This window comes from Streptomyces sp. 71268 (assembly GCF_029392895.1).
Taxonomy (GTDB): Bacteria; Actinomycetota; Actinomycetes; order Streptomycetales; family Streptomycetaceae; genus Streptomyces.
On record NZ_CP114200.1, the window covers coordinates 6,178,106 to 6,193,232 of the forward strand.

10 protein-coding genes are annotated in these 15,127 nt (G+C 74.2%); 7 read left to right on the forward strand and 3 right to left on the reverse strand.

What is annotated here, in order from left to right; translation table 11 throughout:
- Positions 1–313: 313 nt before the first annotated feature.
- Complete coding sequence (locus OYE22_RS24510) at positions 314–1,048, reverse strand: D-Ala-D-Ala carboxypeptidase family metallohydrolase (protein WP_277322404.1); 735 nt, start codon at positions 1,046–1,048, stop codon at positions 314–316.
- Between the two features lie 318 nt (positions 1,049–1,366).
- Between OYE22_RS24510 and OYE22_RS24515 the strand changes: the two genes are divergently transcribed.
- Positions 1,367–2,137, forward strand: coding sequence for an alpha/beta hydrolase fold domain-containing protein (locus OYE22_RS24515; RefSeq protein ID WP_277322405.1), 771 nt, complete (start codon positions 1,367–1,369; stop codon positions 2,135–2,137).
- A gap of 159 nt (positions 2,138–2,296) precedes the next feature.
- Positions 2,297–5,818, forward strand: a complete 3,522-nt coding sequence (locus OYE22_RS24520) for a hypothetical protein (RefSeq protein WP_277322406.1) — start codon at positions 2,297–2,299, stop codon at positions 5,816–5,818.
- A 429-nt stretch (positions 5,819–6,247) separates the two neighbouring features.
- On the opposite strand, the gene OYE22_RS24525 is transcribed toward OYE22_RS24520, so the two are convergent.
- The gene (locus OYE22_RS24525; RefSeq protein WP_277322407.1) at positions 6,248–7,162 is read right to left on the reverse strand and encodes an NAD(P)H-binding protein; all 915 of its coding nucleotides are present in this window, start codon (positions 7,160–7,162) and stop codon (positions 6,248–6,250) included.
- A complete protein-coding gene (locus OYE22_RS24530; protein ID WP_277322408.1) occupies positions 7,159–7,593 on the reverse strand; it encodes a nuclear transport factor 2 family protein in 435 nt (144 codons plus the stop codon). The genes OYE22_RS24525 and OYE22_RS24530 overlap by 4 nt, the downstream gene beginning before the upstream one ends.
- 95 nt (positions 7,594–7,688) lie before the next feature.
- Between OYE22_RS24530 and OYE22_RS24535 the strand changes: the two genes are divergently transcribed.
- The 5 genes from OYE22_RS24535 (at position 7,689) to OYE22_RS24555 (ending at position 15,078) form a co-directional block, all read left to right on the forward strand.
- A complete protein-coding gene (locus OYE22_RS24535) occupies positions 7,689–8,264 on the forward strand; it encodes a TetR/AcrR family transcriptional regulator (RefSeq protein ID WP_277322409.1) in 576 nt (191 codons plus the stop codon).
- Positions 8,265–10,382: 2,118 nt separating this feature from the next.
- Positions 10,383–12,401, forward strand: coding sequence for an AfsR/SARP family transcriptional regulator (locus OYE22_RS24540; RefSeq protein WP_277322410.1), 2,019 nt, complete (start codon positions 10,383–10,385; stop codon positions 12,399–12,401).
- 181 nt (positions 12,402–12,582) lie between these two features.
- Positions 12,583–12,768 (forward strand): hypothetical protein, encoded by a 186-nt coding sequence (locus OYE22_RS24545; protein WP_277322411.1) that lies wholly within the window; start codon positions 12,583–12,585, stop codon positions 12,766–12,768.
- A gap of 85 nt (positions 12,769–12,853) precedes the next feature.
- The gene (locus OYE22_RS24550; protein ID WP_277322412.1) at positions 12,854–13,729 is read left to right on the forward strand and encodes an alpha/beta hydrolase; all 876 of its coding nucleotides are present in this window, start codon (positions 12,854–12,856) and stop codon (positions 13,727–13,729) included.
- Positions 13,730–13,914: 185 nt separating this feature from the next.
- Positions 13,915–15,078: an SDR family oxidoreductase gene (locus OYE22_RS24555; protein WP_277322413.1), complete on the forward strand. Its 1,164-nt coding sequence runs from the start codon at positions 13,915–13,917 to the stop codon at positions 15,076–15,078.
- Positions 15,079–15,127: the final 49 nt, after the last annotated feature.

Genomic DNA, 15,127 nt, shown 5'->3' on the forward strand with positions numbered 1-15,127 from the left:
TTCCATGTCGCCCCCTCACAGGAATTTCCCCGAGGAAAAAAGCTTACGGGTGGGAGGGGCCCCCGTCGTGGCCTTGCGGGCATTCAGTCGCATGATGCTTGCGCGCTCGGGTCGTTGGCCTGGGTCGACCTGAAACGAGTGGCGTAGTGGGGAGCCTCTGGGCGCGTGTTGCGCTAACCGCTCGGGTGACGGAGTCGGCTTACGCCCCAGGCCCCACCGTGCCATCCCGCCCGGCAGGGGCGAAAGCCGCGAGCCCGCCCCGTCGGCTCGCCGCTCGGGGCGGGGTGTCGACGGGGCGGGCGCGTTGCGTGGTTCAGATACCGCACTTGGGGGCGGACCAGAACGCCGACGGGTCGAAGGCCACGTGGGTGTGGTCGTTGTGGCCGGTGTAGCCCGGGCCGAGGATCTCCGAGAAGCCGTGCGTCCTGGCCTGCTGCGCGAGGCGGCACAGGGTCGGCGAGCCGACGAGGTCGGCGGCGTCGCCGTACAGGTGGCGGCTGCTGGACGCGCCGCCGACCGCGCTGTTGCAGGCGTAGGAGCGGAAGCCGCTGGAGATCTGGATCGGCACGTCGCCGAGCGCGTGCCGCATCGCCTCCAGCTTCCACATGGTCTTCAGGGCGTTCGCCTTGGCGGTGGTGGCCGAGACCGCGCCGCCGGACCAGGTGGAGTTGCACTTGTTCAGCTCGGCGTACGTGAAGTGGATCGGCGTGCAGTCCGCGTCCTGGAGCGAGTAGATCTTGCTGAAGGTCTTCGGGCCCGCCACGCCGTCCGCGCTGAGGCCGTACGCGGCCTGGAACTTCTTCACGGCGGCGGCGGTACGGGCGCCGTAGTTGCCGTCGTACGAGAGCCGTTCGCCCGAGGTCACCCAGCCGGCCACGCGGATCTGCAACTGGGTCACGTCGCTGCCCGTCGAGCCCTGGGAGAGGGTGCGGTTCCAGGTGTAGCACGAGGCGGCCTGTGCCGTGCCCGACGTGGTGCCAACGCCGATCACGGCGCCCGCCATGACCATGACAAATGAGACAAGCAAACGTGTGGTGCGTCTGAGCATGCCGGCCTCCCGACCGTCAACCGTCACATCGCTGGCGGGAACCGTCGGCCCCCGGCTGAAATGGCCGTCGCCAACGCCTCGTTGGTGGCCGGGACCTAGCCTGTGGCCGGCACGCTACGCGCGTCAACCGCCCGTACGCGGGCCGCCGAAAGTTCGCCTCCCCGTCGCGTGGCGGCAAGGGAACGTCGCGCGGGGGCGGGGAGAGGGGCGCGGCGCCGCGGTGGGCCGGGTTGGGTGGCGGAGGCGGTCGTCGGGCCGGTCGGCGGTACGGGCAGGATCGAAGGCCCGTCAACACCAGCGGATCAGGAGCGCACGGACGTGACCACCCAGCCCACGACGCACACCACCACCTACGGGACCGACGCCCTGGCCATGGACGTGCACCGCCCCGACGGGGCCCGGACGGCGGCGCCCGTCGCCCTGCTGTGGCACGGCATCGGCCCCGAAGAACGGGACGTTCTGCGGCCGCTGGCGCGCGAGGTCGCGCGGCTCGGGTTGCTCGTCTACGTACCGGACTGGCGCTCCGACGCCGCGGACGGCGGGCGCGCGCACCTCCTCGAGTCGCTGCGCTTCGTACGGGAGCACGCCGGCGCCCACGGGGGCGATGCCGATAGGTGCGTGCTCGCCGGCTGGTCGGCCGGGGCCGGGGCCGCGGCGGGCCTCGCGCTGCGACCCGCCGCGTGCGACGGATGGCGGCCGATGGCCGTCGTCGGCATAGCGGGCCACTACGGCCGGCCCGCCCGGACCACCGGCGCCAGCCCGTTGGCGGAGTTGGCCACCACGTCGGCGGGGCCGCTGCCCGTGCGACTGGTGCACGGGACGGCGGACGACATCGTGGCGGCGGAGCACACCCGCGAGTTCGCCGCCGCCCTGCGGGAGCGCGGCTGGCCCGTGTGGCGGACGGAGCTGGCGACGGACCACGCCGGTGTCGTCATGGCCGAGTTCAGCGTGGAGCGCGGGCGGTGCGTACCGGCGCGGGCCGCGCACGCGGTGGCCGGCGGGCGGGCCACGGCCGAGGTCATCGCGCACGCGGCCGGCCTCGCGCCGGCCGAGGGCGGCGTGGGTGGGAAGGGCCCGGCCGGGCGGTGAACGTGGCGCGTGCCGGGCTGGTCTGCGTAGGTGGCGAGCATCCGCTCCGTCAACATACGTACGCGTATGTCGTGAGCTATCAGCACATGCATACCCCGCCGTGCGAAGGGGTAGCTCGCTGACCCCCTGACCGGTGTCAGCAGCAGTAGGGAGATGCGGATGGGCACACCAGCACCCGGCGAGGATGCTCCGACCGGCGCCACTCACGTGCAGGTTCTGGACGTGACGATGCAGGACACGCTGCGGGCGGTGGGCATCCCGGTGGATGCCTCGTCCGCCCGCCCCGTCGCTCAGTTCTACGCACCGGACGAGACCGCCCCCGCCGATGGCGCGCCGCCGGTCGCCGGTGGTCGGGCAGGAGTTGGGGAGGCGGTGCCGCAGGCGGTGGTGGTCAGCGCGGTCGACGGGCTGCCGCGCCGGGCCCTGCACGTGGTGCGCGACGCGCGGGTCCCGCTCGGCTGGCGGGTGACGCCGCTCGACCTCGGGGCCGGGACCGAGCCCGCCGAGGTCGTCGTCGTGGGTCACTCGCCGCGCTGCGTGGTGCTGGACACCGCGGGCGCCTTGCACACCTGCGCGCTCGCGCCGGACGGCGGCTTCGGCCCGGCTCGGCGGCTGTCGGCCGACGACGGGGCCCGGTGGGAGGCCTTGCGTTGTGACGGCGAGGGGCTGGCGTACGCGCGGCAGGGAGACGGCCGGTACTGCCTGATCCGCGAAGGCGAGGCGATGGAGGCGGAGTTCGACGACGCGGGGCCCGGTGGCGGCCTGCTGGCCGACGTCGAACTGGGCGACGGTCGGTACGCCTGCGCCGCGTGGGTGCGACCCACCGACGCGTACCCCGTGCACGTGGCGTGGCGCGGCGCGGACGGAGCGCGGGGTGGCAGCGCTCGCCTCTCGCACGAGGAGGGCAGGCGGGCGCGGCAGGTAGTGGCGCTGTACCCGGACGGCGGGGCCCTGCTGGTCCTGGTGGCCAACCGGGACGGATCCTTCTCGTGCGCGCGCCTCGACGGTAGGGCGGGCGGCGAGGGGCGGCTCGCGCCGGCGCCCGTACCGCCGATGCCCGTCGCCGTGGGGTTCGCCGACGTGGTCCCGCACCGTCGCCGGGAGTCGTACGGCGGGGGCGAGCGGGACTTCCGGGACATGTACGCGCTGGACGTGGCGCGACGGCTGTGGGTGATCCGCGAGAGTCGGTCGACGCCGGGGCGCTGGACGCCGCCGGTCCCCATCGACCGGGAGGTCGGCCTCTTCGCCGTCGCCGGAAGGACGCGCGGGGAGCGGGACACCGCGCTGTTCACCTGCCACCGCGACGGCCCGCTGCTGCGACTGGCCGTCCAGCAGGCGCGTACGCGCAGGTGGCGCTCTGTCGAGGTGCGCCGGCCCGGCACCGCGGGCGAGGCGCACACCGCGGACTTCCACCACGTCGAGCTGAGCGTGTTCGACGCGACCGGCAGGCCGCTGGTCCTGCACGAGGTCGGCCTCGCCAGTGCCGCGCACGCCGGCGACTGCGAGATCTACTGGCAGCGACCCGGAGTGACAGGCGTCGAGCCGACGTTGCACACGCTGACCGCGGAGCCCCAGCCGTTCCTGACCGACCACGCGGGCCTGCTGCGATTCATGGTCCGGGCCACCACGCTGGCCAGGACGGAGTTGGTGCTCATGAACGGGGCCGGGAACCACGTGGCCACCATTCGCCCCGGTACCAAGACGCTCGCCTACCTCGCCGGCACGGGCACCCTGCGCGAGAGCGACGCCCGGGGGCGGCTGCCCGCGTTCGACGCCGGGGGAGCGGCGCTGGGCGACCTCGCCGCAGGCGTCGCCCCCGACCGGCTCGCCCGCACCGCCGAGGTCATCCGAGCGATCGCCCGGCACGCACTGGAGGGACCTACCGCCCCGCCCGCCGTACAAGTACCGACCACCACCGACGCACCGACCAGCACCGATGCCGCGTGTACCGCCAACGGGAACGAGGTTGCGGCCAGCGCCACGGCCCAGGGCACGCGGGCCGGGGCGGACGGCGCCGGGGACCCGCTCGTGATCGGCGACCTGTGGTTCGGGGTGGAGCGCGGCGTGGTCGAGGTGGGGAGCTGGGCCGCGGACGGGACAGGCTGGGCGGCGACCGGACTGGCGCTCGCGGGGCGGCCCGTCGCGCCGGGTGTCCGGTTGCCCGTGCGGGGCATGGAGGAGGGCGGGCGGGCCGTCGGCGCGTGCTTCGCGGGCGTCGGTGTCCCCTCCCGGGAGGTGATCGGCTGGTTGAGCACCGCGACCGACTGGAAGGCCGTGTGGGAGGCCAAGACGGCGCTCCAACGGGCCATGAACCTCTCCCGGACGGTCGCCGACGCCGACGGGTTCGCTCGCCTGGACCAGACCGTCGACGCCTGGCTCGACGCGCGGGAGGGTGACCTCGACCAACTGCTCGACGTGCTCGCGCACGGATTGCTCAAGGACAAGACGTTCCAGGCCGGCATCGCCTTCGCGGTGCCCCGTCCGGTGGTCTTCGAGGCCCTCAACGACCCGATCGCCGGCTGGCTCGAGGAGCGGCTCCAGCGACTCGGGCCGCTGACCTTCCCCGCCCTCCGGCTCGACCCCGCGCTTGAGCGGGCCTTCGCCACGGACTTCGCCGCGGTCAGGGAGCGCGTCCTGTGCCATCTGCACGCCCTGTGGGAGGCGGTCGGCGGCCTCGTCGGCAGCCAGCGGCAGGTGTACGACCAGGACCTCGCCCACCTGCTGGCCGAGGCCAAGAAGTGCCTGCGGGCGGTCTTCGGGTGCGTGCGGGAGATCGTGCACAGCCTGCTGCGGGTCGTGGACGCCGCCGTGGGCGCGATCGCCGGTTCGCTGAACACCGCGTTGGACGGGTCGCGGCTCACCCCGCTGTGGCAGCAGGCCGCCCGCGCCGCGCGGCGTGAGGACGACGACACGCCGACCGTCGGCGGCCTCCTCGCGCTCATGGCCGCCTACCCGGCGACCATCGCGCACAAGGTCGCCACGGGTGACGCCCGGGCCAGCCTGTTCCCCGACGGGATCTGGCCGTACCACACCGGCGACGAGCCCGGGTCTCGGGACGAGGAGGAACAGGGCCTGGCGCTGGGGGTGTTGACCAGCATGAGCACCTGCTACCTGGCGTTCGCGCGGGCCGGCATCGACCTGTGGACACCGCGCGCGCCGGACCAGCCGCTGCTGCGCCACTTCCACGGCGGCGTCCTGGCGTCGAGCCTGGTGGTGCTCGCGGCCGGCTTCGGCGACTGGACGCTGGCCACCACCCCCGACGAGCACGTCCCGTACCCGGTGCTCGGGGAGGTCGTCGCCGGGATCGGCAGCCTGCTCGGCCTGTTGGGGCACGACACGCCGGCGGGCCGGACCCTGAGCCAGGCGGCGCCCGTCGTCACCACGCTGGCGGCGCTGTGCGTCCTCCCGCCGCTGGTGCGGGCGTGGGAGGAGGGGCGGCTCGCGGGCGGCGCGGGGGGAGTGGGCGGCGTCCCTCGGTCCGATCGGGCCGCTCTTCGCCTTCCTCGGCCTCCCCGAGTTCGCGGAGGCGCCCGGGGTGCCGGAGGCGCACGCGGCGATCGACCTGGGGGCGCACGTGGCCGCGGCCATCCCCCAGTTCGTCGCCGCCCTGCGGTCGTAGCCGTGTCACGCGCCGGCGCCTCAAGTCCGGTCGGCCAACCGCCGTGCCGCGCTGGGCGGTGAGCATCGGCGCCCCCCTTCGGGTGGTCAGCCGTCGGCTCGGACGGCAGCGGTCGGCGGGGTCGGTGAGCGCGCGGTCGGTGAGCGCGCGATCGGTGGCAGGGCCGGGTGCGGGCCGGACCCGGGTGGGTCCGGCCCGGTGTCCGCATCGCGCAGCAGCCAGCAGCGTGGATAGGGACGGTTCACACGCTACGACCGACCACTGACAACGCACGGCCGTCGGCCACGCCCCCGCGCTGTCGCCACGGCGCGCGCGCCGGCGGCGGTCCGCACACCGCGCGCCGGCCGGGACCGGCCCGCGCTGGCCCCGGCCCGTTCCGGGCAGCGCGGTCAGGGCTGCTCGAAGCGGGTGGCGGGCCCGCGCGACCACGGCTGCTCCACGGGGCGTGTCACCGGACGCACGTGGTCAGGGCGTGCGGTCAGAACGCGCGGTCAGGGCGTGCGGTCGGGGCGCGTGGCCGGCGCGGGGCGCTGGCCCAAGTGGGCGACGGCGTGCTCGCGGAGGGTGTGGGGCGGGCGGCCCGTGAGGCGCAGCACGGTGTCGGTGACGTACTCCTCGGCGCCCTCGGCGATGGCGCGGTCGAGGCCGGCCAGGAACGCGGCGTACTCCATCGGCAGCCCGGCCGCCAACCGGTCGCGTAGGTCGGCGAAGCCGACCGGGGCGTGGCTGACGGGGCGGCCCGTCACCGCGCTGAGCAGGGCGGCGACCTCGTCGTAACTCAGCGCCTCGGGACCGGTGATGACCAGGTCGCCGGTGGGTGGCGGGTCGTCGGTCAGCGCGTGCACGGCGACCTCGGCGATGTCCTCGGCGTCCACGAAGCCGACGCGGCCGGTGCCGGTGGCGGTGGTGAGCACGCCGTCGCCGCGGACGCTGTCGGCGTGTGGGTGCTGGCCGGTGAAGTTCTGCATGAACCACGACGGCCGCAGCACGGACCAGGTCTCGAAGAGGTCGTCGAGCGCGGCGTGCACCTGCCCCACGCCCGGGTCGCCGGCCCGGATCGCGGACGAGCTGAGGAGTACGACGCGGCGCACGCCGGCCGCGCGCGCCCGGCGCAGGAACGGCAGTACCACCGGCGCCGGGTCGGGGTCGCCGACCGGCGGGACGACGTACACCCGGTCCGCGCCGCGCAGGGCCTCGTCGTGGGTGGCGGGGTCGTACCAGTCGAAGCGCGCGCCTCGGGCGCCCGCCGGCGCGGTGGCGCCACGGCTCGCCGCGGTGACGGGCCGCCCGAGCGAGACGAGCCGGCCAACGACGCGCCCGCCGGTGTTGCCCGTGGCCCCGGTGACCAGGGTGGTTCCACTGGCCCCTGTGGCTGGGGTGGCCGGTGCGGTGTCGTGCTCGGTCACGGCGCGCTCCTCGCGGTGGTCCGCTCGGCGGCCATCGAGTCCGGGATGGCGAGCGGGTTCCAGTAGTCGCGGTAGTGGGTGAAGCGCCCGTCGCGGACGGTGGCGACCACCACGTACGTCATGTCGTAGGGCGCGCCGGTCGCGACGACGCGGCCGGTGCCGCGCCACTCGGCGACGATGGTCGTCGGGTCGGTGGTCTCGTGGATCTCCAGGTGGGCGACCTCGCGCAGGTCGATGTGGTCGGGGTAGTCCCGCAGGTACGCGGCGAGTTCGGCGCGGCCCGTCAGCCGCCGCGGGTAGCCGGGCGGGGCGTACGGGAACTCGACGCGCACCTGCTCGTCGCTCAGCGCCACCCAGCCGTCGATGTCCTTGGCGAGCAGCAGGCGCAGCCCGTGGCGGAAGAGGTCCGCCGGTGCCGTGGGGTCGGTCATCGGAAGTGCTCCGTCCGATACGATGCGGACCGATAGTCCGCTTGTGTCATCGGCAATATACGGACCGCTGGTCCGCTTCGCAAGAGGAGGGTTCCGTGACCGTACGGAGGGAGCGCGCGGACGCCGTGCGCAACCGCGAGGCCGTGTTGGCCGCGGCCGACGCGCTGTTCGCCCGCAGCGAGCGCCCGCGCGGCATCTCGATGGACGACGTGGCGGCGGCGGCCGGGGTCGGCAAGGGGACCCTCTTCCGGCGGTTCGGGGATCGGGCAGGGCTGATCCGCGCCCTGGTCGAGGCCCGGATCGAGCCGCTGCGACAGGCCGTGGAGGCCGGGCCGCCGCCGCTCGGCCCGGGGGGCGCGCCCCGGGAACGGGCCCTGGCGCTGCTCGACGCCGTGCTGGAGTTCAAGCTCGCCAACCGGCACCTGACGCTGGCCCTGGAGGACGCGGGTGGCGCCAGCCCGTACCAGGCCGGGCACTACGTCGGGTGGCACGCGACCCTCCGCGACGTGCTGCGGGAGCTGCCCGACGTGCCCGACGCCGACTACGCCGCCCACGTCCTGCTGGCCGCGACCCGGGCCGACCTCGTGGAACACCTGGTGACGGTCGAGGGGTTGGCGGGGGAGGAGGTGCGGCGGCGACTGGCGGGGTTCGCGGCGGTGGTGCTCGGCTAGCGAGACGCCCGCGCCTCGCCCGCCGGCCGCCGTGGCTGTCCCGGGGTGGTCAGGCTGTCTCAGGGGTGGCCCGGGGTGGCCCGGTTGGTGTCCTCGGCGCTGGTGTCGTCCGTGGCGAAGGGCTCGGGCCGCGCCCTGTGAATTGCGCGATTTAGGGGGTGCCCGTATTCCCGGTCACGCGGTGGGAGTTCTCGGCGAAGGGCGGCGGTGGGGCGCCTTGGCCCGCCGGGCGCGAGCATGCGGAAAGGCCGTTGCCGTAAGGGATTTGACGTAAGATCGGGTCGGCGGCTGAATGCGCGACGCGGTGAACCGCGCGTAACGCGTGTCGTGTTCGGAGCGGCGCCCGAGTGGCGGTCCCGTGCTGGGTGCGCGTCGCGCGCCCGGCTGGATATGCGGATCGAGGAATGGCTCGGCACGGCATGTCCGCTGCGCGGGCTTCCCCGTCCGGTGGCGCCCGTAACGCGGCAACCGGAATTCACGCGATCCCGCTGGGGTGTTTGAGGGGTGTCGCTGGGGCCGGCGGCGACGGCGAATGTCGCCGCGCCGGGGATGCTGACGCGGCGGATTTCGCTGCCTGTTCCCTCCGGTCGACCGGGAATTGACGGGTCGTGAGGAAAGGCCCGGGCATACCCGGCCAATCGGTGCGGATTCCGCGTGTGCGATGTGTCCGCCGGTGCGGGGGCGAAGAACCCGGAGTCGGTCGCGGGGGCGGGGCGGGGCGTTGGCGGCTCGTGGTGGTTGTCGCGACGCGGTCGCCGGGCGCCCCAGGTGTGGCATGTGCCCTGGTGGGGTGGTGGATGCCGGGCGTGGTGGGCCGGCTCGGCGGCCAGGCGCGGGGCGGCCCGCGCGACCTGGCCGGTGGTCGGGGGCGGCGCATTTCGCGGCGACGGACACCGGCCCCGTCGATACGGGCCGCGAGTGGGCCTCCGGGTGCCGGCGGCTGTGCCGATGCTCACACTGGAGGTCCACGAGGGATGGCAGTCATATGGCGCGGCAATGAACAAGGCGTTGTTCGGTGCGAAGGGGGAACGGCGCCTCGGAATCACCATGGAAATCCGGCCGGGTCCTATGCCATGATTCAGCGGCGCGACGCACTGGATGCGACCCAACTGGCCACGTAGCTACTGGGATCGCTGGGAAAACCCGTCAGCACGAGACATGGAGGGTCCAGGGATGCGTGTCGCCGCACCGAGCGGTCACCGTTCTCGTTTCTCTCTTCCACTATCCCGCGCCATGGTCGGCGCCACGGCCCGTGGCGCGGATCGACCGGACGAAACCGTCACTTCCGTCAACGTCGGAACGCGCTCCGGCCTTGGCGGTACGGGCGTGCGCGGGAAGCGCGCCCCGCATTTCTGCCAGTCGTTTCGTTCGCCCAATGGCAAGGCCGCCGAAGGCAACGGCAAATTCCTGCTAGTCACCCGATTCCGGTGGTGCTACTGCGCCGATCTGCGGCGCGCCGTACGGTCAGCCCCATGAGCACCCGGCCACCTCGTCCGCGGTTAGCGGCCCGCACCCGGGCGGTGAGCGGTGGATCGCCCCGCCCCCGGTGCGGCACGGGGCCGGCCCCCGGCCGGGTGCGCGCGGCCCGCACACGGATCGCGCGGCCCGCCACCTCCGCCGCGCCTCCCACCACTACTGGCGGGCAGCCCACCACCGCCGCGCGGCTCGCGACATCCGTCGGGCCGCTCGCGACGCCCGTCGCGCCCGCGCCGCAGGCCGTCAGGCCATCCGTGGCAACGCTGTCGCGGGCCGCCCCGCCGCCGCGTACCACCGCGCGGTGGTGTGGCACACCCGCCCCGGCGGCCCCGCGCGCCGCCGGCACGTACGCCACCACCTCACCCGCGACCACCTCACCCGCCACCAACCCGTCCGCCGTCGGGCGCTTCGCCGCTCAGGCCCCGCGCCGCAGGCCCGCACCGGGCGAGCCGTGGCGGCGCTCGATATCCGACGCCCGCGCCGCGACCTCGGCGGGCGCCCAACGCCGCGGCCCGGTGCCCGGCCCCACGCCGGACCGACCGGCCGGCAGAGCCCCACCCATGTGAGCCCGCGGGGCCCACTCGCCCCGCGAGTCGTCGGTGGGAGCCATGCGCGATGTGACAACGCAACACGGGGGAAGACATGAAGGACGGCGCGTTGCCCGATGCGGGCACACCCGATACCGAGCCGACGGCCCTGCGCATCGGGGTGCTCGGACCGATGGAGGTCAGAGAGCGGGGCGAGAACCGCACGCCGTCGGCGCCCATGGCCCGGCGCGCCCTGGCCGTACTGCTCATCCACGCCAACCGGCTGGTCACCACCTCCGCGCTGATCGAGGAGTTGTGGGAGGACGAGCCGCCACGGCTCGCCCGCAAGACCGTACAGACCTACGTCTACCAGCTCCGCCGGGCGCTGCAGAGCGCGTCGGGCCCCAGCAACCGGCTGGAGACGTGCCCCAACGGCTACCGGATCAACCTGCTGGTGGACGAGCTGGACCTGTGGGAGTTCGAGCGCCGGGTCACCCAGGCGCGGCGCGCCCTCGGCAAGGGGGACGCGCTGAACGTGGTGGCCACGCTGCGCTCCGCGCTGGCCCTGTGGCGCGGCGACCCGTTCGCCGGGCTTGAGGCGGGGCCGGTGCTCGCGGCCCGGATCACGCAGATCTCCGAGGCCCGGATCAGCGCCCTCGAACTGCGCATCGAGGCCGAGCTGCAACTCGGCCGGCACCGCAGCCTGCTCGGCGAGCTGCGGCAACTCACCGCGGCGCACCCGGTGCACGAGGAGTTCACGGCGCAGCTCATGCGCGCCGCCTACCGGGCCGACCAGCGCAGCATGGCGCTCGACGCGTTCACCCGGCTGCGCCGCAACCTCGTCGAGGACCTCGGCATCGACCCGTCGGAGCGGTTGCAGAAGCTCCAGTGGGACGTGCTCAACGAGACCCTCGAACCCGACCAGCCCGCGGCGCGCGCCGAACCGGTCGCCCTGACCACGCCCGCCACCGTCCCCACGCGGCCCGAGCCGGCCCCGCTGGCGCCAGCCGGGGCCGCGCCCGCCGCCGCCCTCGCGGCCCATCCGGCGGCCGGTCACCGCCCGCCGGCACAACTTCCGGTGGACACGGCCGACTTCACCGGCCGCCGGGCCGAGTTGGCGCGCCTGGAGGAGCTGGCGCAGCCGGCCGCCGGCGCGCGGTCCGCGCCCCGCATCGTCACCGTGCTCGGCGGCGCGGGCGCCGGCAAGACCGCGCTGGCCGTGCACGCCGCGCACCGGCTGCGCGAACTCTTCCCCGACGGGCAGCTGTACGCGCGGCTGCACGACGACGACGACCGCCCGGTGCGCCCGGCGTGCGTGCTGCGCGCGCTCCTGCGCGACCTCGGACACCCGGTGGTCGACCTGCCCGACGACACGGAGGAGTTGGGGCGCATCTTCCGCAACTGGAGCGCGGAGCGACGGCTGCTGGTCCTGCTCGACGACGCCACGTCGGCCGACCAGGTGGCGCCGCTGCTGCCGGGCGGCCCGGGCAGCACGGTGCTGGTCACCTCCCGCGTGCGGCTGCCGGGGCTGCCGGGCGCGGCCACTGTGGAGCTGGGCCCGATGGAGACCGACGAGGCGGCCGAGCTGTTCGCCTCGCTGGCCGGCCGCCACCGGGTCGGCGCGGACTCGGCGGTGGCCCGCCAGGTGGTGCGGCTGACCGGCAACCTGCCGCTCGCGGTGCGCGCCGCGGGCGAGAAGCTGGCGGCGCGGCCCATGTGGTCGGTCACCGACCTCGCCGCGCGGCTGGCCGAGGAGGACCACCGCATCGCCCAGTTGCGCACCGGTTCGTTCGATGTCCTGGCCCGCCTTGCCAGCGCTTGCGCGCGCCTTGACCAGACCGCGTACGAGGCGCTGACGCTGCTGTCGGCCGCCGGCGGCGAGCCGTTCACCATCGCGCGCGCCGCGACGCTGCTCGGCGTGGACGCCTGGAGTGCGGAGATGCTGGTCGGACAGCTTCTCGACCACTGCGTCGCGGAGATGTGGCACGAGGGCCCGGACGCCGTGCCACTGTTCCGTATCCCCGTGTTGACCCGGCTGTCCGTGCCCGTACACGCGCCGGCGACCGCCGCGTTGCACGTACTGCCCGGAGCGCGCGAGCGAGCCGTGCCGGCAGCGGCGGGCACCTCGGCGTAAGTCAACCCCTATCCCCGGGCCCCCCTTTTCCACGCCTTGAACGCGCCTTGGCCACCGGCCACCAGGATCGCTGTCGGAGCGTTCGAACAACGCTCCGACATGCCTCCCCCACCGGCCGTGCGCCGACCGCGACGAAGCGGCGGCCCCACGGCCGGCGGGCGGAGCAGACAGGGGGTGCCCCATGGGACACGGCGGATGGCCGCTGGTGCCCGTAGGGCTTGACGTGGAGGTCGTCGCGGCGGGCCACGGTGACATCAGCGGATGTCGCTTCGAGGTGCGCCGCGCGGCCGAGCGCGCCGCGGACCCGGGCCCGCACGCCGGGGTCGGCACCGACCCGGCCCACGGCGGTCGGGAGTCCCGCCGCTGACGGCCACGACCCCGCCCAGGCCCACCACGCCGAGCGCGCCTACGCACCCGCGCAGTCGTGCGATGACAACGGAGGACGAACCGACATGGCAGACCTGGAGTTCGGACAACTCGACGTCCGGTACGCCGACCACGAGACGCTGGTGCTCGACGGCGGTGTGGAGCTGAGCTACGAGGTGCGCGGCGAGGGCCCCGCCGTCGTCATGCTCAACAACTTCGCCATGGTGAGCCCCTTCTGGCACGGCTTCACCACCCAGCTGGAGGGCGACTTCCAGCTCATCAACTACGACCTGCGCAACCAGGGCAACTCCAAGCCCGGCCCGGAGAAGGTCCGCTTCGTGGACCACGTCGAGGACCTCAAGGCCCTCCTCGACCACCTCAAGGTGGACAAGACGTACCTGATCGGCACCTCGATCTCCACCCTCATCGTGCGCGACTTCGCGCTCAGGTACCCCGAGCGGGTCGCGGGCCTGGTCCTGGTCGGCCCGGCGTTCTCGCCCAACGGCGGCCTGCGCCGCGAGCTGGTCACCCGTTCCTGGGTGGCGAGCCTGGACTCGGGCGGCATCCCGCAGTTCTTCAACCACCTGTACGCCATGTCCTTCTGCGACCAGACCATCAACGGCGGCGGCCTGCCCGCCTACCTGGCGCTGCGCGACAGCTTCGCCTCGCTGTTCACCGCCGAGGGCATCAAGGAGAACTTCCTCGCCTCCCTCGAACTGGACGACAACCCCGAGCTGCTGTCCCGGATCGCCGCGCCCACCCTGCTCATCCTCGGCGACGGCGACTTCTCCTGGAGCGAGTCGGTCGTCGAGGACGCGCTGGCCCGCATCCCGGGATCGCGCGCCGTGACGCTGGCCCGCGCCGGCCACGTGCCCTTCTTCGACGACCCGGACGGCTTCCAGAAGGCCACCGGCGAGTTCCTGCGCGAACTGGTGGCGGCCGGCCAGCACGTCACGGCCTGATCCACCACCCGGCGGGGGAGCGGGCCGGCGAGAACCGCCCGACCGTCCGGCGCGCACCGGCCGCCACCCCGGGCCCGCGCGCCCCCGAGGCCCGTCCCCGCCGCACCCACGCGACCGACCGACAGTCACCGCCGCCACGGCGAGCGGACCGACCGCGCTGTCACCATCCCCTGGGAGAAGCACTGATGACGATCCGTCTGCTGACCGGGGCCACCGGCTTTGTCGGCGGCACCGTGGTCCTGGAACTGCTGGAGCGCACCGAGGGCGTCATCTACGCCATGGTGCGCGGCAGCGACGACAAGGTAGCAACCAAGCGCCTGCACGAGGCGCTGAACGGCCTGGCTGAGGGCTACGGACGCCCCGAGCTGGCCACCGCCATCGCCGAGCGCACCCGGGCCGTCCGCGGCGACATGACGGTCGCCGGCGGCGGCGTCGACCTGACCACCGCCCCCCGGATCGACGAGCTGTGGCACTGCGCGGCGTCGCTGCGGTACGAGGAGGAGTACCGCGAGGAGATCGAGGCGCAGAACATCGGCGGCACCCGCAACATCCTCCAGCTCGCCCAGGACCTCGGCGCCACCACGTTCAACTACGTCAGCACCTCCTACGTCGCGGGCGCCCGGCGCGGCCTGATCCGCGAGGAGCGCGCCACCGACACCTCGGTGGCCAACAACAGCTACGAGCGCTCCAAGATCCAGGCCGAGGCGCTGGTCCTGGACGCCGCCGACCGGATGCGTATCCGCGTGCTGCGCCCCAGCATCGTCATCGGGCACAGCGTCACCCGGCACGGCATCAACTGGTCCGGCATGTACGGCTTCGCCCGCCAGGTGCTGCTCTTCAAGCGGGTGGCCGGACGCCGGCTCGGCGTGGAGATGCTGCCCGACACGCCCGTGCGGCTGCTGGCCGACCCCGAGTCCCGGCTGAACTTCGTGCCGGTGGACATGGTGGCCCGCAACGCGGTCTCCATCGCGCTCTCCGACTCCCCGGAGACCTTCTTCCACCTGGCCAACGCCGAGCAGCCCACCACCAGCGACATCATCACCACGGTGATGGACCTGGTCGGCCTGCCCAGCCCCATCTGGGCCTCGGACACCACCGACTTCACGCCCGTGGACGACGTCTTCGACAAGGGCATGGACTTCTACCGCCCGCACATGAAGAACAGCAAGACGTTCGACCTGACGCACACCGACGCGGTGTGCGGCGCGGACGCCTCGCGGGCTCCGATGGGCATCGACGACCTGGCCGAGTACGTCCTGTACTTCCTCCGCCAGCAGCGGGGGTTCGACGAGAGCGCCGGCCTCGGGCGCGTGGTCAAGCCCGCCGCCGAACGCCTGCGCGTGGCCTAGCCACGGCCAGGCCGCGGCGGTCGCGGCCCGCGCACCGCGGTCGCGACCG

Excerpts from the sequence above, each read along its gene's own strand:
- OYE22_RS24530 (WP_277322408.1), bottom strand. The coding sequence starts at position 7,593 with ATGACCGACCCCACGGCACCGGCGGACCTCTTCCGCCACGGGCTGCGC.
- OYE22_RS24540 (WP_277322410.1), top strand. The coding sequence starts at position 10,383 with ATGAAGGACGGCGCGTTGCCCGATGCGGGCACACCCGATACCGAGCCG.
- OYE22_RS24550 (WP_277322412.1), top strand. The coding sequence starts at position 12,854 with ATGGCAGACCTGGAGTTCGGACAACTCGACGTCCGGTACGCCGACCAC.
- OYE22_RS24520 (WP_277322406.1), top strand. The coding sequence starts at position 2,297 with ATGGGCACACCAGCACCCGGCGAGGATGCTCCGACCGGCGCCACTCAC.
- OYE22_RS24510 (WP_277322404.1), bottom strand. The coding sequence starts at position 1,048 with ATGCTCAGACGCACCACACGTTTGCTTGTCTCATTTGTCATGGTCATG.
- OYE22_RS24545 (WP_277322411.1), top strand. The coding sequence starts at position 12,583 with ATGGGACACGGCGGATGGCCGCTGGTGCCCGTAGGGCTTGACGTGGAG.
- OYE22_RS24555 (WP_277322413.1), top strand. The coding sequence starts at position 13,915 with ATGACGATCCGTCTGCTGACCGGGGCCACCGGCTTTGTCGGCGGCACC.